General features: G+C 73.1%; 20 protein-coding genes. 11 read left to right on the forward strand and 9 right to left on the reverse strand.

The window, feature by feature from the left end; all coding sequences use genetic code 11:
- The first annotated feature begins 124 nt into the window (after positions 1-124).
- On the forward strand, positions 125-586 hold the full coding sequence (locus tag ACFOX0_RS16255; RefSeq protein ID WP_377546414.1) for an HXXEE domain-containing protein: 462 nt from the start codon (positions 125-127) through the stop codon (positions 584-586).
- On the opposite strand, the gene ACFOX0_RS16260 is transcribed toward ACFOX0_RS16255, so the two are convergent.
- On the reverse strand, positions 571-1335 hold the full coding sequence (locus tag ACFOX0_RS16260; RefSeq protein ID WP_377546416.1) for an MIP/aquaporin family protein: 765 nt from the start codon (positions 1333-1335) through the stop codon (positions 571-573). The genes ACFOX0_RS16255 and ACFOX0_RS16260 overlap by 16 nt on opposite strands.
- A gap of 324 nt (positions 1336-1659) precedes the next feature.
- On the opposite strand from ACFOX0_RS16260, the gene ACFOX0_RS16265 reads away from it, so the two are divergent.
- Positions 1660-1950 (forward strand): HesB/IscA family protein, encoded by a 291-nt coding sequence (locus tag ACFOX0_RS16265; RefSeq protein WP_377546418.1) that lies wholly within the window; start codon positions 1660-1662, stop codon positions 1948-1950.
- Positions 1951-2111: 161 nt separating this feature from the next.
- Positions 2112-2708: a pentapeptide repeat-containing protein gene (locus ACFOX0_RS16270; RefSeq protein ID WP_377546421.1), complete on the forward strand. Its 597-nt coding sequence runs from the start codon at positions 2112-2114 to the stop codon at positions 2706-2708.
- 15 nt (positions 2709-2723) lie between these two features.
- Here the strand turns inward: ACFOX0_RS16270 and ACFOX0_RS16275 are convergent, their stop codons facing one another.
- Together ACFOX0_RS16275 and ACFOX0_RS16280 are read right to left on the reverse strand one after the other, a co-directional pair.
- A complete protein-coding gene (locus ACFOX0_RS16275) occupies positions 2724-3986 on the reverse strand; it encodes an ATP-binding protein (protein WP_377546423.1) in 1263 nt (420 codons plus the stop codon).
- 123 nt (positions 3987-4109) lie between these two features.
- Positions 4110-4706, reverse strand: a complete 597-nt coding sequence (locus tag ACFOX0_RS16280; protein ID WP_377546426.1) for an MBL fold metallo-hydrolase — start codon at positions 4704-4706, stop codon at positions 4110-4112.
- A gap of 423 nt (positions 4707-5129) precedes the next feature.
- On the opposite strand from ACFOX0_RS16280, the gene ACFOX0_RS16285 reads away from it, so the two are divergent.
- Complete coding sequence (locus ACFOX0_RS16285) at positions 5130-5615, forward strand: hypothetical protein (protein WP_377546429.1); 486 nt, start codon at positions 5130-5132, stop codon at positions 5613-5615.
- A gap of 24 nt (positions 5616-5639) precedes the next feature.
- Here ACFOX0_RS16285 and ACFOX0_RS16290 read toward each other — a convergent pair whose 3' ends face one another.
- The 3 genes from ACFOX0_RS16290 to ACFOX0_RS16300 are packed head-to-tail and all read right to left on the reverse strand — an operon-like array spanning position 5640 to position 8270.
- Complete coding sequence (locus tag ACFOX0_RS16290) at positions 5640-6320, reverse strand: response regulator (RefSeq protein ID WP_377546432.1); 681 nt, start codon at positions 6318-6320, stop codon at positions 5640-5642.
- Complete coding sequence (locus ACFOX0_RS16295) at positions 6317-7498, reverse strand: sensor histidine kinase (RefSeq protein WP_377546434.1); 1182 nt, start codon at positions 7496-7498, stop codon at positions 6317-6319. The genes ACFOX0_RS16290 and ACFOX0_RS16295 overlap by 4 nt, the downstream gene beginning before the upstream one ends.
- A 52-nt stretch (positions 7499-7550) precedes the next feature.
- Entirely contained in the window at positions 7551-8270 is a 720-nt protein-coding gene (locus ACFOX0_RS16300) for an MBL fold metallo-hydrolase (protein WP_377546437.1), read from the reverse strand.
- A 92-nt stretch (positions 8271-8362) separates the two neighbouring features.
- On the opposite strand from ACFOX0_RS16300, the gene ACFOX0_RS16305 reads away from it, so the two are divergent.
- Both ACFOX0_RS16305 and ACFOX0_RS16310 read left to right on the forward strand, forming a co-directional pair.
- Entirely contained in the window at positions 8363-8728 is a 366-nt protein-coding gene (locus ACFOX0_RS16305) for a hypothetical protein (RefSeq protein WP_377546439.1), read from the forward strand.
- Complete coding sequence (locus tag ACFOX0_RS16310; RefSeq protein ID WP_377546441.1) at positions 8644-9042, forward strand: hypothetical protein; 399 nt, start codon at positions 8644-8646, stop codon at positions 9040-9042. The genes ACFOX0_RS16305 and ACFOX0_RS16310 overlap by 85 nt, the downstream gene beginning before the upstream one ends.
- Positions 9043-9077: 35 nt before the next feature.
- On the opposite strand, the gene ACFOX0_RS16315 is transcribed toward ACFOX0_RS16310, so the two are convergent.
- Positions 9078-9629 (reverse strand): GNAT family N-acetyltransferase, encoded by a 552-nt coding sequence (locus ACFOX0_RS16315; RefSeq protein ID WP_377546444.1) that lies wholly within the window; start codon positions 9627-9629, stop codon positions 9078-9080.
- Between the two features lie 118 nt (positions 9630-9747).
- On the opposite strand from ACFOX0_RS16315, the gene ACFOX0_RS16320 reads away from it, so the two are divergent.
- Positions 9748-10497, forward strand: coding sequence for a Clp protease N-terminal domain-containing protein (locus ACFOX0_RS16320; protein ID WP_377546446.1), 750 nt, complete (start codon positions 9748-9750; stop codon positions 10495-10497).
- Between the two features lie 91 nt (positions 10498-10588).
- Here ACFOX0_RS16320 and ACFOX0_RS16325 read toward each other — a convergent pair whose 3' ends face one another.
- A complete protein-coding gene (locus ACFOX0_RS16325; protein WP_377546449.1) occupies positions 10589-11872 on the reverse strand; it encodes a vanadium-dependent haloperoxidase in 1284 nt (427 codons plus the stop codon).
- Positions 11873-12110: 238 nt separating this feature from the next.
- Here ACFOX0_RS16325 and ACFOX0_RS16330 point away from each other — a divergent pair, with 238 nt between their 5' ends.
- Together ACFOX0_RS16330 and ACFOX0_RS16335 are read left to right on the forward strand one after the other, a co-directional pair.
- On the forward strand, positions 12111-12956 hold the full coding sequence (locus ACFOX0_RS16330) for an SAM-dependent methyltransferase (protein ID WP_377546451.1): 846 nt from the start codon (positions 12111-12113) through the stop codon (positions 12954-12956).
- Between the two features lie 129 nt (positions 12957-13085).
- Entirely contained in the window at positions 13086-14453 is a 1368-nt protein-coding gene (locus ACFOX0_RS16335) for a cellulose binding domain-containing protein (RefSeq protein ID WP_377546452.1), read from the forward strand.
- A gap of 128 nt (positions 14454-14581) precedes the next feature.
- Here the strand turns inward: ACFOX0_RS16335 and ACFOX0_RS16340 are convergent, their stop codons facing one another.
- On the reverse strand, positions 14582-15451 hold the full coding sequence (locus ACFOX0_RS16340; RefSeq protein ID WP_377546454.1) for a hypothetical protein: 870 nt from the start codon (positions 15449-15451) through the stop codon (positions 14582-14584).
- Positions 15452-15708: 257 nt separating this feature from the next.
- Here ACFOX0_RS16340 and ACFOX0_RS16345 point away from each other — a divergent pair, with 257 nt between their 5' ends.
- Together ACFOX0_RS16345 and ACFOX0_RS16350 are read left to right on the forward strand one after the other, a co-directional pair.
- Positions 15709-18876: a BTAD domain-containing putative transcriptional regulator gene (locus tag ACFOX0_RS16345; RefSeq protein WP_377546457.1), complete on the forward strand. Its 3168-nt coding sequence runs from the start codon at positions 15709-15711 to the stop codon at positions 18874-18876.
- Positions 18877-19271: 395 nt separating this feature from the next.
- The gene (locus ACFOX0_RS16350) at positions 19272-19823 is read left to right on the forward strand and encodes a hemerythrin domain-containing protein (RefSeq protein ID WP_377546459.1); all 552 of its coding nucleotides are present in this window, start codon (positions 19272-19274) and stop codon (positions 19821-19823) included.
- The last annotated feature ends 12 nt before the right edge of the window (positions 19824-19835 follow it).

Consider the following 19835-nt stretch of genomic DNA (forward strand, 5'->3'; position numbering starts at 1 on the left):
GACACGGCCCGCACCCGTCCCGGCGGCGATCACGTGACGGACACCCCGGGCGCCGGGCCCCCGGCGGCGACGAATGGCGGATACTGTCGGAGCCCGCCGATCCACAGGGGAGGTCCGCGTGCGGATGGATGGCGAACGGCCGCATTGGCCGGCCCTGGCGTGGCTGGTATTCGCCGCGTTCGCCGTGCACAACCTGGAGGAGGCCCTGAGCTTCCCCGGGTACGCCGCGCGGATGGCCGGCCGGGTGCCGGTGCTGCCGCCGGCCTGGGCGTTCCAGGCCCTGGTGGCGGTGGTGACCGTCGCGGGTCTGCTGCTGGTCGTGGTCGGCGTACGGTCCGGCCGACCGGGCCTGCCGGCGGTGCTGGCCTGGGTGATGCTGGTCAACGTGCTGGTGCCGCACGTCCCGGCCGCCATCCACAGCGGCGGGTACGCTCCCGGCGTGGTGACCGCGTTACTGCTCAACCTGCCCGTGGACGGCTGGTACCTGTGGTCCGTCCGGCGCCGGCGGGGCGGCGAGCGGGTGCGAGGTGCCGGCGAGCGTGGTGCCGCGGGTCGGGGCGGACCGTCCGGTCAGGTGGGCGGGTAGTCCGGGAGGGGCGGCGGCGTCGGGCCGACGGCTCGGCGGCCCGACGGTTCGTCGTGCGGGCCGTGTCGGATGTTCTCGCCGGTGCCCAGGATGACCGGCGCCACCAGTGCGGCCAGCAGCCCGCCGAGCAGCGGGAAGAGAATGAACACCCACAGTTGGGCGAGCGCGTGGGTGCCGGAGAACAGCGCCGGACCGAACGACCGGGCCGGGTTGACCGAGGCGCCGTCGAGGGTGAGGCCGACCAGGTTGGCGACGCCGAGCGCGATGCCCATCGCCAGGCCGGAGAAGCCGGCGTACTCGGATCTGGTGGTGACCACGAGGACCACGAGGACGAACAGGAAGGTGATGACGGTCTCCAGCAGCATCGTGCCGCCGAGGTTGATGTTCTGCCCGTAGCCGTTGGCGCCGAGCGCGCCGGTCTGGTCGACCACGCCACCCCAGTGGACCAGGACCCAGAGCAGGAAGGCGGCCACCGCGGAGCCGACGAGTTGGGCCACCCAGTAGGCCACCGCGCCGGGCATGGTGATCTTTCCGCTGAGCAGGACGCCGAGCGTCACCGCCGGGTTCAGGTGGCTGCCGGAGAGCGGACCGAAAGCGTACGCGAGCACCAGCATGATGAAGGCGAAGCTGAGCGCCACCACCACGACGCCGCCCTCGACCAGGGCGGCGATGGCGCTGCCGACGCCGAAGAAGACCAGCAGCAGGGTGCCGAGGAACTCGGCCAGCGCCTGTTTGGGGTTCTCCACCATGTCAGCTCCCTTCCGTCCGGCCCAGCCTAGGGGACATTGACAGACGAAACGGGCAAATCTCTCGGCTCGGAGGCGATCCGCGGCCGGAGCCGGCCGATCCATGCCTGATTTGACGGATCCAGTGGCAACCGGCATGGTGGGGAAACGGCGGGCGTTGACCCGCCCACCTCTGCCAGAGGACGTCGTCCCGCTGCCGGGGCGCGCAGCGGCCCGCACCGGTCCGCAGCGGCGTCCGTCCACCCCTCCCACGTGTGCTCGATGACCGGGCTGTGCCTTCAGCCTGCGCCGGGTTACCGCAACGAGAATCCACGAGGAGTAATCACGATGCTCACCCTGACCCAGAACGCCGCGCTCGTCATCCGCGACCTGACCTCGCAGCAGGAGGTGCCCGAGGGCGCCGGCCTGCGGATCGCCAGCGACCCGACCGCGGGTTCGCTGACCCTCGCGCTGGCCGAGCAGCCCGTACAGGGCGACCAGGTGGTCGACGAGGACGGCGCCCGGATCTTCCTGGACCCCGAGGCGGCCCAGATCCTGGATGACAAGGCACTCGACGCCGCCGTCGACCCGCAGGGCGCGGTGCAGTTCGGCTTCGCCGAGCGGACCACCCAGGCCTGATCCGGCGCCGGTCGGCCCGCGCGGCCGTCCGTCGCCGCAGCACGACGACGCCCGGTCCTCCGGTTCGGAAGGGCCGGGCGTCCGTGTCCCGACCCCGCCCGGCGCGGCCCGACCCCGCGCGCCCGGTCGGCGCGAGCACCAGCCGGCGGTACGGTGACCGGGTGGCCGACCCGATCGAGGACCAGACGTTCCACAACGAGGACTGGTACGCCGAGGAACTGTTCGACCGCGCCTACACCCGGTGCCGGTTCCTCGACGTCGACCTGACCGAGGCGGTGAGCCGGGGCAGCGTCTTCACCGACTGCGTCTTCGGCAACGTCCGCCTCAACGCCTCCCGGCACACCGACTCGGCCTTCCTGCGCTGTTCGTTCACCCGGTGCAACCTGTTCGAGGCGGAGTTCGCCGGCTGCAAACTGACCGGCAGTACGTTCACCGACTGCGCCCTGCGCCCGCTCACCGTCACCGGCGGAGACTGGTCCTTCGTGACGCTGACCGGCGCCGACCTGCGCGGCGTGACGCTGCGCGGCGTACGGATGCGGGAGGTCGACCTGAGCGGTGCCGACTGCGCCGGGGCCACCCTGGCCGACCTGGACCTTTCCGGCGCGCACCTGGGCAAGGCCACGCTGACCGGCTGCGACCTGCGCGGCAGTGACCTCACCGCGCTCGACCCGACCGGTGTGGCGCTGGCCGGCGCCCGGATCAACCCGGAGCAGGCCATCGTGGTCGCCCAGGCCCTCGGCTTCGAGGTCGTCCCGTAATGGTCGCCCGGGGACCTACGACTCGTGCTTTTCCCCGGACGCCGATGTCGTCCAGAGCGCCGAGATCGGCAAGCAGGTGAGTCCAGGGCCGAAGCTAAGTGACTCGCTGCCCGCATAGAGAACGAATCCGGCCCGGAACCGAGCCCCGAGCCGTCGCTGCAACAACTTGAGCCCTCTGAAATCGTCCGCCCGAACGGTCTCGGCGGCCTTGACCTCGACGCCGATGACGCGACCGGCGTTGTCCTCGAGCACTCCGTCGACCTCGAACTGGTCCCGGTCTCGGTAGTGGAAGAGTCGGGCGGACGTCTGTGCCCAGGTGAGCTGACGGGCAAGCTCACTCAGCACGAAGTTCTCCAGTAACCCACCGACCGGCCCGTCGCTCAGTGATCCGGTGAGGGAATGTGCGAGTCCCGAGTCGACGAAAACCAGCTTGGGTGTGGCGACCGCTCGGGTGGTGACGTTCGCGGACCACGCGGGAATCGACCGAACGAGAAATACGGTCTCCAGGATATTGACGTACGAACGCACGGTCGGCGCTGACACGGACATCTCGGATGCCAGCCGACTCAGGTTGAGCAGGCCTGCGGTCTGTCCTGCCAGGAGGGAGAGCAGCCGACGCATGTCACTTGCCTGCTCGATGTGTGCGACCTGCTTCACATCGCGGGCGATCAGATCGGCGACATAGCCCTCGAAGAACCGCTGCCTACGGCGGGGCGTCTCCCGCCGTACAGCTTCCGGATAGCCGCCTCGGGTTGCCCGGTCCAGATAGTCCTTGCGGCGAAGCCCGATGGAATCGCTTCGGAGGTCGCCACCCAACGCGAACGCAGCGTCAACGAAGCCGTCGTCCGATCCGTCGATCTCGCCCTGCGACAGGGGCCATAGTTCAATCGTCTCGGAACGTCCGGGCAGGGCGTCCGGCAGGCTGCGGAGTGCGAGCAGGCGAGCCGAGCCGGTCAGCAGGAACCGGCCGGGCCGGGGCTCGCGGTCAACCAGGTTCTTGATTGCCAGCCACAGGTCCGGGACGCGCTGAACCTCGTCGATCAACATAAGGCCATCGTGGCGGATGAAGCGCACCGGATCCTCGGCGGCCGCGGCCCGGATCACCGGATCGTCGAGGAAGCGTGCGACTCCGTCGCCAGAGTTGCGCAGGACAAGTTCCGCCAGTGTGCTCTTACCTACCTGCCGGGCTCCGTTGATGACCACGACGCGGGTGTCGGTCAAGGCGTCCAGTACCAGTTGGTCGGCTCTTCTTGGTACGTATTCACCCGCTTTGCGCATAGGGAAAGCTTAGCACGAGCTTTGCGTCTGCCGAGAGTGGTACTTTAGATCTGCCGAAGAACGATCTTTGAATCTGCCGAGATCTTCAGGCATCGACGTCGACCGGCCAGGGCGGAACTGCTGCTACAGAGCCTCGCCGGGGGCGAGGTAGCGGTAGCGGTCGCCGATCTCCTCGGCGAACCAACCGTTCACGCTGGCGAGACCGCGATGATTGACCTGCGCGTCGTGGATGGCGAACACCCGCACCGGGTCGACGGCCCGGACGAAGTCGATCGCCTCGGCCAGCTTGAGCCAGGACGCCTGGGCCGGCACCAGCAGCGTCTCGACCGGCTGACCCGGTACGTGCAGCGAGTCGCCCGGGTGGTAGACCGCCTCCTCGACCAGGTAACCCAGGTTCGCGCAGTCCGGCTGGCCGGCGTAGATCGTCGCGTGCCGCCCGCCGGTGGCGCGTACCCGGAAGCCGGCGGCGGTGAACTCCTGCCCGGCGGACACCTCGGTCACCGCCAGCCCGGGCAGGTCGGCCCCGGCCGGCGCGTGCACCGGCACGCCGAGTCCGGCCAGCCGCAGCACGTCGACGTGGTCGGCGTGCTCGTGGGTCACCAGCACCGCGTCCGCGCCGGCCAGCGCGGCCGGCTCGCTCCACGTACCCGGGTCGACGACGAGCACCCGCCCGCCGGCCTCGACGCGTACGCAGGAGTGGGTGTACTTGGTGATCCGCATGGTCCGCACCGTATCCCGGTCCCGTGCCGCCCGGTCGGGCAACCGCCTGAGCGGGCGGCGGCTGGGACGTCGCGGGCCGACCGGCTGTGCCACCATGCTGAGCCATGACCTACCGTTGTGAGCGAGTGAGCACTGGTGCACCCAACCGCTCGCAGTCCGGCGTTACCACCGGACGCTCCTCGTCTCACCCGCTCACGCGGTGCGAGGTTGACGCTTCACCGACCACAGCCAGCAAAGAGCACTGGTCCTACAGGTCTCCACGTCCGTTCGACCCCCAAGGGATCCGGCTCCCGAGGCACTCCCGGTACCGAACACACCAACGCGTTTAACCTGCCGCCGCAGCCGTCCCTGCATGTCGGACCGGCTTGGCTTTCGCCCGTCCGACGGCAACACTCTATCACCAGAGCACTCCGGAGCGTGTCTATGCCTACTCCACCGCCATCAGCTGCCTACCCCTACGTTCCCGCCGGCAACCCGATGCCGATGGCCTACCCGCAGCCGGTGCCGCTGCCACCCGGCGCCGGCTGCCTCGTCGTCACGGTCAACCGAGGGCCGTACATCGTGCCGGCGCCCTCGACCACCAAGCTGAAGATCGACGGTCAGCAGGTGGCGATCGCCGGCCCCGGCACCTGGTACATCCCGCTGCCGGCCGGCCCGCACGACGTCCGGTACACCGACATCTTCGGCATCCCGATGATCACCACCCACGGCGTCACCGTCCAGCCGGGCGCCGCCTGCCAGCTCAGGTTCGACTTCGGCGTCTGGCGCAACCGGGCGTACGACGGGCAGGGCACCGACGTGACGAAGTTCGGCCTGTGGTCGAACTACCTGATCATGCTGATCACGATCGGCGTGATCGGGCTGGTCTGTTGCGGCGGTGCGGGACTGCTGACCGCCCTCGACTCCTGACGGTCCCGCGTCACCCGTCACCCGTCACCCGTCACGCGTCGCCCCGGCCACGACGCCCTGTTCCCAGGCCCAGGCGGCGATCTCGACCCGGTTGCGCACCCCGAGCTTGGTCTGAATACCGGAGACGTGGCTCTTCACCGTGCTCAGCGAGATGAACAGTTCGGCGCCGATCTCCTGGTTGGTGCGGCCCCGGGCGACCGCCCGCACCACCTCCAGTTCCCGCTCCGACAACGGCCGCACCGGCTTCCGCGCGCCGGGAGCCGATCCGGGCCGGCCGACGGCGGTCAGCCGGGTGAGCAGCCGTACCGTGACCGAGGGCGAGACCAGCGCGTCGCCGGCCTTCGCGGCCCGGACCGCCTCCACCAGCAGGGCCGGGCCGGCGTCCTTGAGCAGGAACCCGACCGCGCCGCCGCGCAGCGCGCCGTAGACGTACTCGTCCAGGTCGAAGGTGGTCACCACGACCACCCGGAGCGGCTCGGGGACGCCCGGCCCGGCGAGCGCCCGGGTCACCGCCAGACCGTCCAGCCGGGGCATCCGGATGTCCACCAGGCACACGTCCGGCCGCAGCCGCCGGGCCAGCTCGATCGCCTCGACGCCGTCGGACGCCTCGGCGACCACCTCGATGTCGGGTTGGTCCGCCAGGATGAGCCGCAGACCGCTGCGTACCATCGCCTGGTCGTCGGCGATCAGGACCCGGATGCTCACCGCCGCACCACCGCTGCCGGCACCGGGGGCGGGCCGGCGTCCGGCGTCGGCGCGGGCAGGACCGCCAGCACCGACCAGCCGACGTCGACGCGCGGACCGGCGTGCAGGGTCCCGCCGAGGGACTCGACCCGCTCGCGCATCCCGACCAGGCCGTAACCGGACCGGTGGTGCGGCAGCCGGGGCGGGCCCGACGGTCCGTCGTCGGTCACCTCGATCCGCACCGTCCGGCCGTCGTCGACCACGTCGACGCTCACCGTACGGGCCTGCGCGGCGTGCCGGGCCACGTTGGTCAGCGCCTCCTGGACCACCCGGTACACCGTGCCGGCCACCTCGGGCGGCCACGATGCCTCGCTGTCGGGCGTCCGCAGGCGTACCGCCGGACCGGCGCGGCCCGCGAAGCGGGCGACCAGGTCGTCGAGCCGCTCCGGCCCGGGCGTCGCGGGGGCCGCGTCGGCGGCGTCCCGCAGCAGGCCGACCACGCGGCGCATCGCCGCCAGGGCCTCGGCTCCGGCCGCCTCGATCTCGGCCAGGCTGCCGTCCAGCCGGTCCGGGTGCCGGCGGGCGACGATCCGGGCGGCCTGGGTCTGCACCACGATGCCGGTGACGTGGTGCGCGACCACGTCGTGCAGTTCGCGGGCAAGATCGAGGCGGACGTCCCGGCGTACCCGCTCGGCGGTGGACCGGCGGCGGGCCGCCAGCGCCCGCGACGCCAGCCCGACCGCGACGGCGGCGGACCAGGCGACGGCGTTCCACACCGTCGCCCGGGTGAGCGCGGCGGAGGTGGGGTGGGCGGGCAGCAGCCGGGTCGCGGCGACCACCAGCAGCCCGGCGGTGGCGACCGCGCCGGCCGGCGCCGCGGGCAGCGTCCGGACCGCCGACGCGAGCAGCACGGCCAGCCCCAGGGCCATCGCCGGACCCGGCTCGGCCGGCAGCCCGGCGGCCCAGGCGGCCACGACCGAGGCCGCCGCCACCGCCAGGCCCGCGACGGCCGTGCCGAACCGGTGCCGGTGTCGCAACACCGCCAGTACGCACACCGACGCGCCGGTCACACAGCCGAACAGCCAGTAGCTCCCGCCCCAGCTGGTCGCCAGCGCGACGGCGGTGCCGGCGAGCACGACGACGAGCCCGACGGCGAGCCCCGCGTCGGCCACCCAGGCGCCCCGCCCCCGACTGGTCACGGAGCCAGGCTACGAGGTCACCCGCCCCGCCGAACCGGCCGAAAGTACGGCCTCAGCCGAGTCGGGTGGTGACGGCGCGCATCCGGTGTCCGGCGTCGGCCGTCACCGGTTCGCCGTGCCCGAAGCAGGCGACCTCGACGTCCAGGGCGGCCAGCCGACGGAACGACTCCAGCGCGGCGGCCCGGTCGACGTTGAACAGACCGGGGAAGACCGGTGCCTCCGGGTCCCTGGACCGGGGGTCCCGGACCGCGATGTCGCCGGTGAACAGCACCTTCCAGTCCGGCAGGTACAGGGCGATGCTGCCCGCCGTGTGCCCGGGTACGGCGTGCACCACGGCGCCCTCGCCGATGTCGAGCACGTCGCCGTGGTCGACCTCGCGGTCCACCCGGACCGGGATCGGCGGGGTGCCCGCCAGAGCGTCGTTCACCTCGGTGTAGATGGGCCGTTCGAAGTCGGTGAGGTCCGGCTCGGGCATGACGGCCTCGCCCCGGATGGCCGGCGCGTCGGCCCGGTGGGCGATCACCTCCACCGCACCCCAGGTGGCGATGTCGGCGGCGCCGCCGACGTGGTCGAGATGCCCGTGGGTGAGCACGAGCCGGCGTACCGCCGAGGGCTCCTCGCCGATGCTCCGGATCCCCTCGGCAATCGCCAGGCCGCTGCCCGGGATGCCGGAGTCGACCAAGGTCAGCCCGTCCGGGTCCCGCCACAGGTAGACGTGCCCGGTAGGGAAGCGAAAGAAGTACAGGTTCGCGGTGAGTTGTACGACCTCCATGGCTGCACGCTACGCAACGGCGGCGGGCGAGCGGTGACACACCGCGCAGGCGGCGCGTCGACGGGTTGCGGCGCCTGGGCAGGATGGGCCACGTGGATCCCAGCACCCTGACCGAGCCGGAACGACAACTCTGGGATGCCTTTCCCCGCCGGGAACTGGTCGACCTGACCGGCCGCGAGGACCGGCGGATCCGGGCCGACGTCATCCGTACCCTGCTGCTCGGCGCGCAGCCGGACGTGCCGGGGGAGTTGGCCGCGCTGGTGCTGACGGGCGCGGCGGTGACCGGCAAGCTGGACCTGTCGTACGCGGAGGTCCGCTATCCGATGCGGATGGCCGGCTGCTGCTCGACGGTGCCCGGCTCTCCGGCGCCCCGGTGCCGCTGGACGCCGGCCTGGTCCAGGTCGGCCACGACATCCACGCCGAGCCGGGCTTCCGCTGCGACGGCGAGATGCGTCTGAACAACGCGGACGTACGCGGTTCGGTGAAGCTGCGCGGCGCTCACCTGAACTGCCCGGACGGCCGGGCACTGCTGGCCGTGAACCTCACCGTCGGGTCGGCGGTGAGCTGCTGCGAGGGGTTCACCGCCACCGGCCGGATCAACCTGTCCTTCGCCACCGTGACCCGGCAGGTCTGCTTCGAACGGGCGCGGCTGGTCAACCGCGCCGGGCCGGCGCTGTCGCTGCGGCACCTGCGGACCAACGAGCTGGTGCTGCGGCCGGCCGGCCGGATCGAAGGGCGGCTCGCGGTCACCCGGTCGCTCACCCGCATGTAGCCGGAACGTGTGCGACGTCGTCGGGCCCGGCCGGCCTATTCGGCGGCGCCGGGCCGGTCGTCGGCCAGCAGGGACCAGACCTGGGTGTCGTACCAGCGGTCCCGGTAGCGGAAGTTGTCCCGCAGCGTGCCGTCCAGTCGCATGCCGAGCCGCCGGGCGACGTTGCTGCTGCGGACGTTCTCCGGCGAGGTGAGCCACTCGATGCGGTGCATGCCGCGTTCCCGGAACGCCCAGTCGATCATGAGCTGGGCGGCGGCGGTGATCAGGCCGTGTCCGGTGCCGGCGGCCTCCAGCCAGCAGCCGATCTCGCAGATCCCGGTGGTGGTGTCGAAGGCGACGAACATGGTGCCGCCGACCAGGGTGCCGTCCAGCCAGATGCCGTACAGCCGGGCGGCGTCGCGGGCCTGCTTGTCCGCGTACCGCTGGAGGGTGGCGCGGGCCGAGTCGAGGTCGGTGCTGAAGGTGGCCCACGGGATCCACGGGTCGACGTCGGGCCGGGCCCGGTCGATGTGGGCCAGGAACTCCTCGGCCTGCCACGGTTCGAGCGGGCGGAGCTGGGCGCGCTCGGTGAGCTGGATGGCGAACATGGTGACCCCCGTCGTCGATCTGCGCGTCTGACCCTATCCGGTCCGGCGGACATGATCGGCCGGACGAGATCGTCAACTCCGGGTTGACGATCCGGCGACGTCAACCTAGAGTTGACGCATGACCGAACCCATGCGGATGACCGGCGACATCAAGCTCGACGACCTGATCGCCGGCATCAAGAAGGCCCACTCCCAGCCGCTCGACCAGCTCTCCGACGCAGTCCTGCTGGCCGACCACATCGGCGAGATCGCCGACCACCTGATCGGCCACTTCGTCGACCAGGCCCGCCGCTCCGGCGCCTCCTGGACGGAGATCGGCCGGAGCATGGGCGTGACCAAGCAGGCCGCCCAGAAACGGTTCATGCCGAAGAGCCCCGGCGAGGCGTCCGACCTGGACGCGAGCCAGGGCTTCAGCCGCTACACCGAGCGGGCCCGGCGCGTCATCGTCGTGGCGCAGAACGAGGCACGGGCCCGCGGCAGCGTCGAGATCGGCCCCCCGCACCTGGTGCTGGGCCTGCTCGCCGAGCCCGAGGCGATCGCCGCGAAGGTCATCGTCGACCAGGGCGTACCGCTGGAGCGGTTGCGCGGGGCCGCGGAGGCGGCCGTGCCGGCCCCGACCGGTGCGGAGATCCCGGCGCTGATCCCGTTCGACGCGCGGGCCCGCAAGGCGCTGGAGCTGACCTTCCGGGAGGCGTTGCGGCTGGGCCACAACTACGTCGGCACCGAGCACATCCTGCTCGCCCTGCTGGAGCAGGAGGCCGGCGACGGGCTGCTCACCGGCCTCGGCATCGACAAGGCCGCCGCCGAGGAGAAGATCGTCGCCATCCTCGCCGCCGTCGTGGCCGCCCGTACCGAACCGGCGGAGTGACCCGGGTACAGCACCGGCCGCCGGTCGGTGCCGTACCCGTCATGACGTCGCGGCCCGGCGGTGAGGCCCGGCCGCCGGTCCGACCGGCCGGTCAGGCCGGGCGGAAGTAGTGCGCCACCATGTACGCGGTGGTCTGCAGGCCGATGGCGGCCCCCTGCGTGTCGGCGGTACGGGTGTGGATGCCGCCCCAGACCCGGGCGTCGGTGACCTCGGTCAGCGCCTGGGTGAAGCCGCGGAAGTACCGCCGTGAACCGGAATCCGCGCTGTACGCGCTGAACGCGATGTCGTCCCGGCCGAAGAAGTACGCCAGCGCCGACATGACCGCGCCGCTGTCGCAGGTGTGCCCGGACGTGTAGTCGGGGTGCGCCGGGGTGACCAGCAGCGGTGTCCAGTTCGGGTCCGGCGCGGTGGCCGGGTTGCCGTCGGTGTCGCCCAGCCGGATCGCGGTGACCGGCCGCCAGCGGTTCCACGCGGCCTTCTCGTTGAAGCAGGCGATCACCGCGTCCACCTCGGCCAGGTCGGCCATCGCGAACATCCGGGCGGCCCGTACGACGTCCAGCCGTTGGGTGGTCACCAGCTGACGCTTGATCTCCCATTCGGCCAGTCGCCGGTCGTGCCACCAGATCGCGGCGTCGGTCTGGTCCGCGGTGCGGGCCGTGCTGGTCGCCGAGCCCACGGCCTTCACCTCGGTGTAGTCCCGGGCGTACTGCGCGCTGGTCAGCGCCGGCGGCCCGGCGGTCCGGAACATCGACGCGCGGGGGAGCAGGAACGGCTTCATCCGTCCCACCCAGGCGGTCTCGTTGCCGTACGTCGGCGGGGTGGGGCGCCACTGGCCGGGCAGGGTGCCGACCGGGAAGGTCTGCGACCCGAACGATCCGTCGCCGCGCCGGGCGTCGATCATGGCGGCGGCGGCCCGGGCGCCGACCGCGACGCCCCCGCGTTCGGCCGGGCCGTCCGGCACGGCGGCCAGCGACCGGTCGTACCGGGCCCGCAGGTCGTCGTGCTGGGCCGGGAAGAGCGAGTCGAGCACCTGGTACGCCGCGGTCGCGACGGCCGCGTCGACCGACTCCGACCCGTCGGCCGGCGGCGCCACCAGGTACGGCTGGTACGGCCGGCCGGCGATGGCGTTGACCGCGTCGAAGATCGCCCCGTGCACCATCGCGGCGCCCCGGGACTGGATCTGTGGCGGCTGGCGGGCGACGTCCCAGATCGCCGTCTCGGCGGCGACGTCCCAGTCGAGGATGCTTGCCGGTGACGCGCCCGCGACGGCGGCCCCGGCGGGTGACGGCGCGTACCCGAGCGGCACGCCGGCGGCGAGCACCGCGGCCACGGCGGCACCCACCGCGCGGTGAACCGTTCGACCTCTGCTGATCACGACTTCTCCCCTTCATGGTCAACGTTCGACTGTTACTCCATGTGATGACACTGTTCCGTTCCGGGGACGGCGACTGTAGAGAGCTGTCGCAACACGGACCGTTGATCGGGCCGACGCGGTGTCGGGTCACCGCGGCCGGCGCGACCCGGCCGAGCAGGGCTGGGAGCGCTCCAGTGTGGAGGACCACTACGCTGTCCGGACGACGTTCGCTGTCAGCACGCTTCCTGGGGAGGTCGCCGTGGGGGTCCAGTCCCGACCGGACGAGTTGGGCGGTTCGCCGTTGCGCCGGCTCGACACCTCGGTGATGCATCCGGCCCGGCGGTACAACTACTGGCTGGGCGGCAAGGACAACTTCGCCGCCGACCGGGAGTCCGCCGAGCAGATCGCGTCGGTCTATCCGGCGGTCCGGACCGCGGCCCGGGAGAACCGCGCCTTCCTGCGCCGGGCGGTGCGGTTCCTGGTCGAGGAGGCGGGGGTCCGGCAGTTCCTCGACGTCGGCACCGGCATCCCGAGTGCGGACAACACCCACGAGGTGGCCCAGGCGTTGGCACCGGAGGCCCGGATCGTCTACGTCGACAACGACCCGATGGTGCTGGTGCACGCCCGCGCGTTGCTGACCAGCTCCAGCGCCGGTGCCACCGCCTACCTGGACGCCGACCTGCGCGACCCGACCGGCATCCTGGAGCACCCCGACCTGCGCGAGATGCTGGATCTGGACCGGCCGGTGGCGTTGATGCTGATCGCCGTCGTGCACTTCATGTCCGACGAGGACCGTCCGTACGACCTGGTGGCCCGGCTGCTGGACGCGTTGCCGTCCGGCAGTTACCTGGCGATGACCCACTTCACCGCCGACCTGCTGCCGCGGGAGGTGGTGGAGCGGTCGGCGGCGGCCGTCGCCGCCGGGCACTACAAGCCGGACGGTACGGCGCGGAGCCGGGCGGAGGTCGGCCGGTTCGTCGCCGGCCTGGACCTGGTCGAGCCCGGGATCGTGCCGGTCGCGGAGTGGCGCCCGGAGGTGCCGGCGGAGCAGCGGCCGGCGCGCGCCGACGCGTCGATCTACGGCCTGGTGGCCCGCAAGCCCTGACGTCGTACGGGACGCCGGGTCCGCCCTGGTTGACAAGCGGCGGGCGCGGTGCTGGCATGGACACGCGCGACATCGCCGGGCATGGATGGGCAAAGCCATGACCACTGAACGCTGCCCGGAAGGCCTGCCATGACCACCATCGTCCCGCGACCACGTGCCCGTCTGCTCGCCGTACTGGCCGGATGGGCGGTGCTGCTGCTGGCCGCGACGCAACTGCCGGCGTACGCCCTGGCACCGGTCGACCCGCCGGCACCGGTCACCGGCAACGCCACCTACTTCGACGGACTCGGCTCGCCGTACGGCGGGTGCGGGTTGCCGCAGTCCGAGTTGGACTCCCCGGACTTCGTCGCGCTGAACGTCTACAACCTGCCGGGCGACTACAGCTCCTTCCCGGCCCGACCGATGCCGCCGGACCAGGCCGCCAAGATCGGGGCGTGGGACAACGGCCACAACTGTGGCCGGTTCGTGCAGGTCAGCATCGGTGACTACTGCACCGGCCTGAACGACGGCGCGGCCGGGCAGCCGTTCTGCCGCAACGGTTCCTGGGTGGCCGACGGCTACAACGGGGCGACCCTGACCATGGTGGTGGCGGACAGCTGCGGCGACCCGAACGCCTGGTGCCGGGACGACCCGTACCACCTCGACCTGTCCAAGGCGTCGCTCAACCGGTTCGCCCGCAACGGGACCCCGGTCGGTGACCTGTACCCGAACCACTGGGGCAACCGGCACGTCTCCTGGTCGTACGTGCCGGCGCCCGGTTACACCGGTGACATCCGGATCGGCTTCCTGCAGGGCGCCCAGCCGTACTGGCCGGCGATCGCCGTGTCGCACCTGGCCAACGGCATCCACGGGGTGGAGTACCTGGCGAACGGTGCCTGGCAGGCGGCGACCATGAACGGTGACATGGGCCAGTCGTACGTCCTCGGCGCCACCACCTCGGGCGGCAGCCAGTTCGAGATCCGGGTCCGGGACGTGACCGGCCAACTCGTCAACGGCGGCCGGAGCTACCGGTTCGGGCTGCCGGCCTCCTGCGGCGGGCGGTGCTCCGCGGCGTACACGTCGGTCAGCTACACCACGTCGGACGGCGGCGGACCGACCCCGACGCCGACCGCGACGGGCTCACCCGGCCCGACCCCGACCACGCCCGCGCCGACCACCCCCGCGCCCACGACGCCCGCGCCGACCACGCCGGCTCCCGGTGGCGGCTGCACCGCCCGGTACGCGGTGACCGGATCCTGGTCCGGCGGCTTCCAGGCCGAGGTGACGGTCACCAACGCGGGGGCCGCCACCACCGGCTGGACCACCGATTTCAGCTTCCCCGGCGGGCAGCGGATCGCCAGTTCGTGGAACGCCACGGTCAGCCAGACCGGGCAACAGGTGACCGCCACCAACGCCGCCTACAACGGGAGGCTCGCCCCCGGCGCCAGCACCAGCTGGGGCCTGGTGGGCACCGGGGACGCCGGCTCCCCACCGGCGGTGACCTGCACGGCCCGCTGACCCGGCTCGGCAACCGCGGCGCCGGTCCCGGCCGGGCACGCCGCGCTCTTCGGGCCGGCAAAGGACAGGTGCGAACAGGGGAAGTCGGCCCCGCCCGGCAGCGGACGGGGCCGACTTCCGTCGTGCGGTCAGGAGGAACAGATCGCGTACGCGGTGATGAACCAGTTGCCGGCGAACGCCGTGTTCTCCGCTCCGGTCACGATGACCGACGTGAGGTTCAGCACCGGGGTCAGGTCGTCGACGACCACGGCGCCGAGCGCACCGGTGATCTCGGCGCCGGTGCCGTGCACCCGGGTGCCGGCCGGGCAGGTCGCGATGGTCGTCTTCGGGGAGAGCGAGTTCGTCGCGGTGTTCACCGCCACCCGGGTCATCGTGGCCGCCGGGTTGCCGCAGATGGCGTACCCGGTGACGTTCCAGACCCCGGCGAACGCGACCCGTTCGGTCCCGGTCACCGTGGCGCCGGTGAGCCCGACGTTCGGGATCAGGTCGTCCAGCACCACGATCCCGGTCCCGCCGTTGATCGAGGCGCCCAGGCCGTAGAGCCGCAGGCCGGTCGGGCAGCCGGCGAAGACGGACTTCGAGTTGACCGAGTTGGTGGCGCTGGTGAAGAAGACCCGTTGCAGGTTCAGCGTCGGCAGGCCGCAGACGGCGTACACGGTCAACTGCCAGTTGCCGGCGAACGCGCCGACCTCGACGGCGGTGGCGAAGACGCTGGTCAGCGTGACGTTCGGCACCAGATCGTCGATCATCACCGCGCCGTTGGCGCCGGTGATCTCGGCACCGGTGCCGTAGACCTGCCGGCCGACCGGGCAGGCGACCGCGACGCTCTTGTTCACCGAGCTGAACCCGGTGGACGCCGCGACCCGGAAGGGGGCGGCGACCTGCGCGCCGACGTCGGCTCGGGCCGGCGCCACCCCGCTGAGCACCGTCGCGGCCAGGGCCAGGGCGATCGTCGCCGGGCCCGTCCGGCGCCAGCGCCGGAATCTGCTGTTGTCCATCGGTAGGGACTCCCTTCACGGCTCACCACCGTCAGTCGATGGCGATGCCGGTCCAGCCTCACCACGGCGGTCCGGATCGGATCCGGGTCGCGTCACGGTTGGTTGTGGGAGCGCTCCGCCGACCGGTGCGGCGGCGGGTGACTGCTGTCGGCTGACCGACTTTGACCTGGTAGCGGCGTCTTTCGCCGGACATTCTGGCGCCGGGCGGGAGCGGCGGGTGACGGGAAGAGACGCCGGTCCACGGGAGGAGCCCGCCGATGCCGCCGATGCCCGATCCGCCGTTGGGCCGGCCCTGCACCCTGGTCACGGCGGCCGCCGGCTACGGCAAGACGGCGACGGTCCGCCGGCTGCTGCGCGGTGCGCAGACCCACTGGTACGACCGCGCGGACGTCGCGTACCTGGTCGGGCCGCTGCTGGACGACCCCGCTGCCCTGGCCGCGACGCTGCGCCGGACGGTGCCGCCGGAACCGGTGCGGCGGCCGATCTGGCTGGTGCTCGACGACCTGCCCCGGTTGCCCGCCGACCGCCTCGGTCGCCTGCTGCAGGCGGCCGCCCGGCTGCCCGACGGGCTGCGCCTGGTGCTGCTGACCCGGCATCCGCCCGCCCCGCATGTCATCGGCGGCTGGCGACGCCGGGGTCTGCTGGACGTCCGTGGACCGGGTGATCTCGCGTTGACCCGGGACGGGATCATGACCCTGCTCGCCGGCCGGGTCGAGTGGTCGGAACCGGCGCTCGTGGACCGGGTGGCCGCCGTCACCGCGGGCTGGCCGGCGCTGGTGCGGCTGCTCGTGCGGTCCGGTCCGGCCGGGTGGCCCGTCCTCGACGGGTCCGGCCCCGGCCGGCCGCCCGCCGTCGGGTCGCCGGTGGCGGCCTTCCTGCTCGACGAGGTACTGCCGGAACTGCCCGCCGGGACCCGCCGGATTCTCCGCCGGGCCGTCCACCTCGATCCGGTGCACGCCGAACTGCTCGGCGGTGCGGCCGGGCGGACCGGACCGGAACTGCGTCGGTTGGCCGATATCGGACTGCTGCTGCGGGACTCCGCAGACGACGCCCGCTACCGCCCGGTCCCGCTGGTCGCGGCGGTGCTCCGCCGGCACCTCCCGCTTCCGCCGGGACAACAACCCGGCCTGCACCGGCGGGCCGCCGACTGGTACGTCCGGCACGGCCTGCCCGAGGCGGCACTGCACGCCTACCGGTCGGCCGGTGACCCCGTCGGCACCGCCCGGCTGCTCGAACACTCCGGCGCCGACCTGCTGCGGACCGGTGCGGCCGGGACGGTGCTGACCGTCGTACCGGGGTTGCCCGTCGGCCTGCGGTCGGCCCGGCTGCGCCGGCTGCGGGCGGACGCCCGGCGGATCACCGGTGACTGGGCCGGCGCGGTCGCCGACTACCGGGAACTGGCCGACCCGGACCGGCCGCTGGAACCGGCGCTGGCCTGGCGGCTGTGCCTGGTCCACTATCTGCGCGGCGCCCCGCACGAGGCGCTGGCGGCGTTCGCCGAGACGACCGTGGACGGGTCCGCCGACCACCGGCACGCCGAGGCGGCGCTGCTCGGATGGGCGGCCCTGGCGTACGGGGCCACCGGTGACGCCGCCGCCTGCGCGCAGGTGGCGGCCCGCGCCCGGGCCGCGGCCCCACCGGTCGAGGCCGGTCCGGCGTACGGCACCGGCCCGCCGGCCGGCGACGGCCCGGTGGACCGGGTCGGGGCGCCGGACGGACCCCCGGCGGCCGTGGTGCACGCGGTCGTCGAGGTGGCGGCGAGCCTCGCGGCCAAGCTGGCCGGCGACCGGTCTGCGGTGATCGGGCACCTCGGCGCCGCGCTCCGGCTGGTCCGGACGGCGGCCGACCCGGCACTGGAGGCGTGGATCCGGGTGCACCACTCGGCCGTGCTGTCCGACGCGGCCCGGTACGCCGAGGCGGCGGGCGAGGCCGACCTCGCCGTCGAGTTGGCCGGTACGGTCGGCCACCAGCCGGTGCTGGCGCTCGCCCTCGCCGCGGCGGGCACCGCGTTGGCCCGTACCGGTCGGCTGGACGAGGCGACGTCCCGGTACGAGCAGAGCATCTCGCTGTGCCAGCGGATCGGCTCGCAGCAGGTGGCCTTCCCGCTGGTCCGACTCGGCGACCTGCACCTGCTGCGCGGGCGGGTGAGCCTGGCCCGGGCCGCGTACGAGGAGGCGGTCCGGATCGCCGAGGCGTACCGCAACGTCCGCGCGCTGGTGCCGGCCCTGGCCGGGCTGGCCCGGGTGGTCGCCGAGCGGGACCCGCGGGCCGCCCGCGCGCTGGCCGAGCGGGCCGTCGAACTGGCCCGCGGCCCCGACCTCACGGCGGCCCGGTGCGCCCTGGGTCGGGCGCTGCTGGCGGCAGCCGACCCGGCCGGCGCGGTCCGGGTCGCCGAGCACGCGGCCGACCAGGCCCGCCGGCATCACGACCCGGCGGGCCTGGCCGAGGCGCTGCGGCTGTGCGCCACCGGTACGGACGACCCCCGGCTGGCCCGGGCCGCCCTGGTCGAGGCGGTGGCGATCCTGCGCGCGGCGCAGGCCCCGGTGGACGTGGACCAGGTGATCGTGCAGTTGGGCCGGCGCCCCGGGGCGAGTACCGCCGAGCGGGTGGAGGCGCGGGTGGCGGCCGACCGGCTGGCCGCCGTCGGCGTACCGGTGTCCGAGTCCGGCCCGGCGGACGCGGTGGTGATCCACACCCTGGGCCGGTTCGAGGTGCTGGTCGGCGGCGAGCCGGTGCCGGAGCCGGCCTGGCAGTCCCGCAAGGCCCGGCACCTGCTGCGGATCCTGGTCACCCGGCGCGGCCGACCGGCCGGTCGGGAGGAACTGGCCGAACTGCTCTGGCCGGGCTCGGACCCGGACCGGGCCCGGCACCGCCTCTCGGTGCTGCTGTCCACCCTGCGGGCGGTGCTCGACCCGCGGCGCCGGGCCCCGGCCGACCGGTACGTGCTCAGCAGCCGGACCGCCGTGGCGCTCGACCTGGAGAACCTGCACCTGGACGTCGAGCTGTTCCGCGGCGAGGCGGTCCACGGCCTGCGGTTGTTCGACCAGGGCGAGTCGGACGCCGCGCGCGGCGCACTGGTGCTGGCCGAGCGGCGGTACCGGGGCGACTTCCTGCTGGACCAGCCGTACGACGACTGGGCGGTGCCGGTCCGCGACGAGGCGCGCCGGTTGTACCTGCGGGTGGTGCTGGCGCTGGCCGCCATCGCCCGGCGCCGGAACGACCTGGAGGAGGCCGCCGAGCACCTGCGGCGGGCGCTGCGGACCGAGCCGTACGACGAGGGGGCGCACCGGGAGCTGATAGCGGTGCTGACCGAGGCGGGTCGGCACGGCGAGGCCGAGCAGGCGTACGCCCGCTACGGCCGGGCGATGGCGGCGATCGGCGTGCCCCTCCGGCCGGTGTCGCGGCTCACCGTCGGGCCGGAATGAACCTTTTTCTGATATAAGCCGTTATCTGTCCATTTCGCCGTCGTGGACCGGCGTCGTTCGCGCGGGGTACGGGGCCTGGTCGCGCTGCTGGTCGGCGCGGCGATCGTGGTGGTGTCCGGCGAGCCGATCGCGGGCCCCGGAGACGGAGCGCGCGGCGCCGCCCGACCCGGGAGGTCCAGCGTCGCCGCGCTCCGGCCGTCTCCCACCCACGCAGCCGTACGGCGGTACGCCGGCGGGGACCTGGCTCGACCGACCCGGATCGGCCGCGTCGGCCTCGATGCGTTTCGTTCCCCGGTGAAGCGGGTCGGCAAACCTGCCGGACGGAAATCAGGTCGGTGTGTCACCCGGCCGGGACCAGCCGCCGGCCCCCTGCGGACGCGGGTTACCGTCACCGGGTGAGTCAGTCCGTTCGACGTTCCCTGCACGAGCAGAGCCGGCCCCGGGCACCCCGCGCGGCGGACCGGGTGGCCCCCTCCGGCCGGTCGCATCTGGTCGCGATCCACGACCACCTGCGGCAGGAACTGGTCCAGATCCGCGAGGCGGTCGAGGCGGTCGCCGCCGGTGCCGCCGACGCGGCCGCCGCCCGGTCGGTGATCAACGATCTGACCATGCGGCAGAACTACTGGTCGCTCGGTGCGTTCTGCGCCGGCTACTGCCGGGTGCTGGGCATCCACCACACCATCGAGGACGAGCGGATGTTCGCCGACCTGCGCCGGGCCGACGACGGCCTCGGCCCGGTCCTGGACCGGCTCAGCGAGGAGCACGAGGTGATCGCGGCGCTGCTCACCGACCTGGACGACGCGGTGGTCGCGCTGGTCGCGGACCCGGCCGCGCTGCCCGGCGTACGGCAGGCCGTCGACCGGCTCGCCGAGGCGCTGCTGTCGCACCTGACGTACGAGGAGGAGGAGCTGGTCGAGCCGATCGAGCGGCTCGGCCTGCTGATCTGAGGTATCCGGCCG

Origin of the sequence: Micromonospora zhanjiangensis (assembly GCF_042650605.1) — a bacterium.
Taxonomy (GTDB): Bacteria; Actinomycetota; Actinomycetes; order Mycobacteriales; family Micromonosporaceae; genus Micromonospora_J; species Micromonospora_J zhanjiangensis.

Coding starts and splice junctions, on each gene's coding strand:
- ACFOX0_RS16255 (WP_377546414.1), top strand. CDS start 125: ATGGATGGCGAACGGCCGCATTGGCCGGCCCTGGCGTGGCTGGTATTC.
- ACFOX0_RS16260 (WP_377546416.1), bottom strand. CDS start 1,335: ATGGTGGAGAACCCCAAACAGGCGCTGGCCGAGTTCCTCGGCACCCTG.
- ACFOX0_RS16265 (WP_377546418.1), top strand. CDS start 1,660: ATGCTCACCCTGACCCAGAACGCCGCGCTCGTCATCCGCGACCTGACC.
- ACFOX0_RS16275 (WP_377546423.1), bottom strand. CDS start 3,986: ATGCGCAAAGCGGGTGAATACGTACCAAGAAGAGCCGACCAACTGGTA.
- ACFOX0_RS16280 (WP_377546426.1), bottom strand. CDS start 4,706: ATGCGGATCACCAAGTACACCCACTCCTGCGTACGCGTCGAGGCCGGC.
- ACFOX0_RS16285 (WP_377546429.1), top strand. CDS start 5,130: ATGCCTACTCCACCGCCATCAGCTGCCTACCCCTACGTTCCCGCCGGC.
- ACFOX0_RS16300 (WP_377546437.1), bottom strand. CDS start 8,270: ATGGAGGTCGTACAACTCACCGCGAACCTGTACTTCTTTCGCTTCCCT.
- ACFOX0_RS16315 (WP_377546444.1), bottom strand. CDS start 9,629: ATGTTCGCCATCCAGCTCACCGAGCGCGCCCAGCTCCGCCCGCTCGAA.
- ACFOX0_RS16320 (WP_377546446.1), top strand. CDS start 9,748: ATGACCGAACCCATGCGGATGACCGGCGACATCAAGCTCGACGACCTG.
- ACFOX0_RS16335 (WP_377546452.1), top strand. CDS start 13,086: ATGACCACCATCGTCCCGCGACCACGTGCCCGTCTGCTCGCCGTACTG.
- ACFOX0_RS16340 (WP_377546454.1), bottom strand. CDS start 15,451: ATGGACAACAGCAGATTCCGGCGCTGGCGCCGGACGGGCCCGGCGACG.
- ACFOX0_RS16345 (WP_377546457.1), top strand. CDS start 15,709: ATGCCGCCGATGCCCGATCCGCCGTTGGGCCGGCCCTGCACCCTGGTC.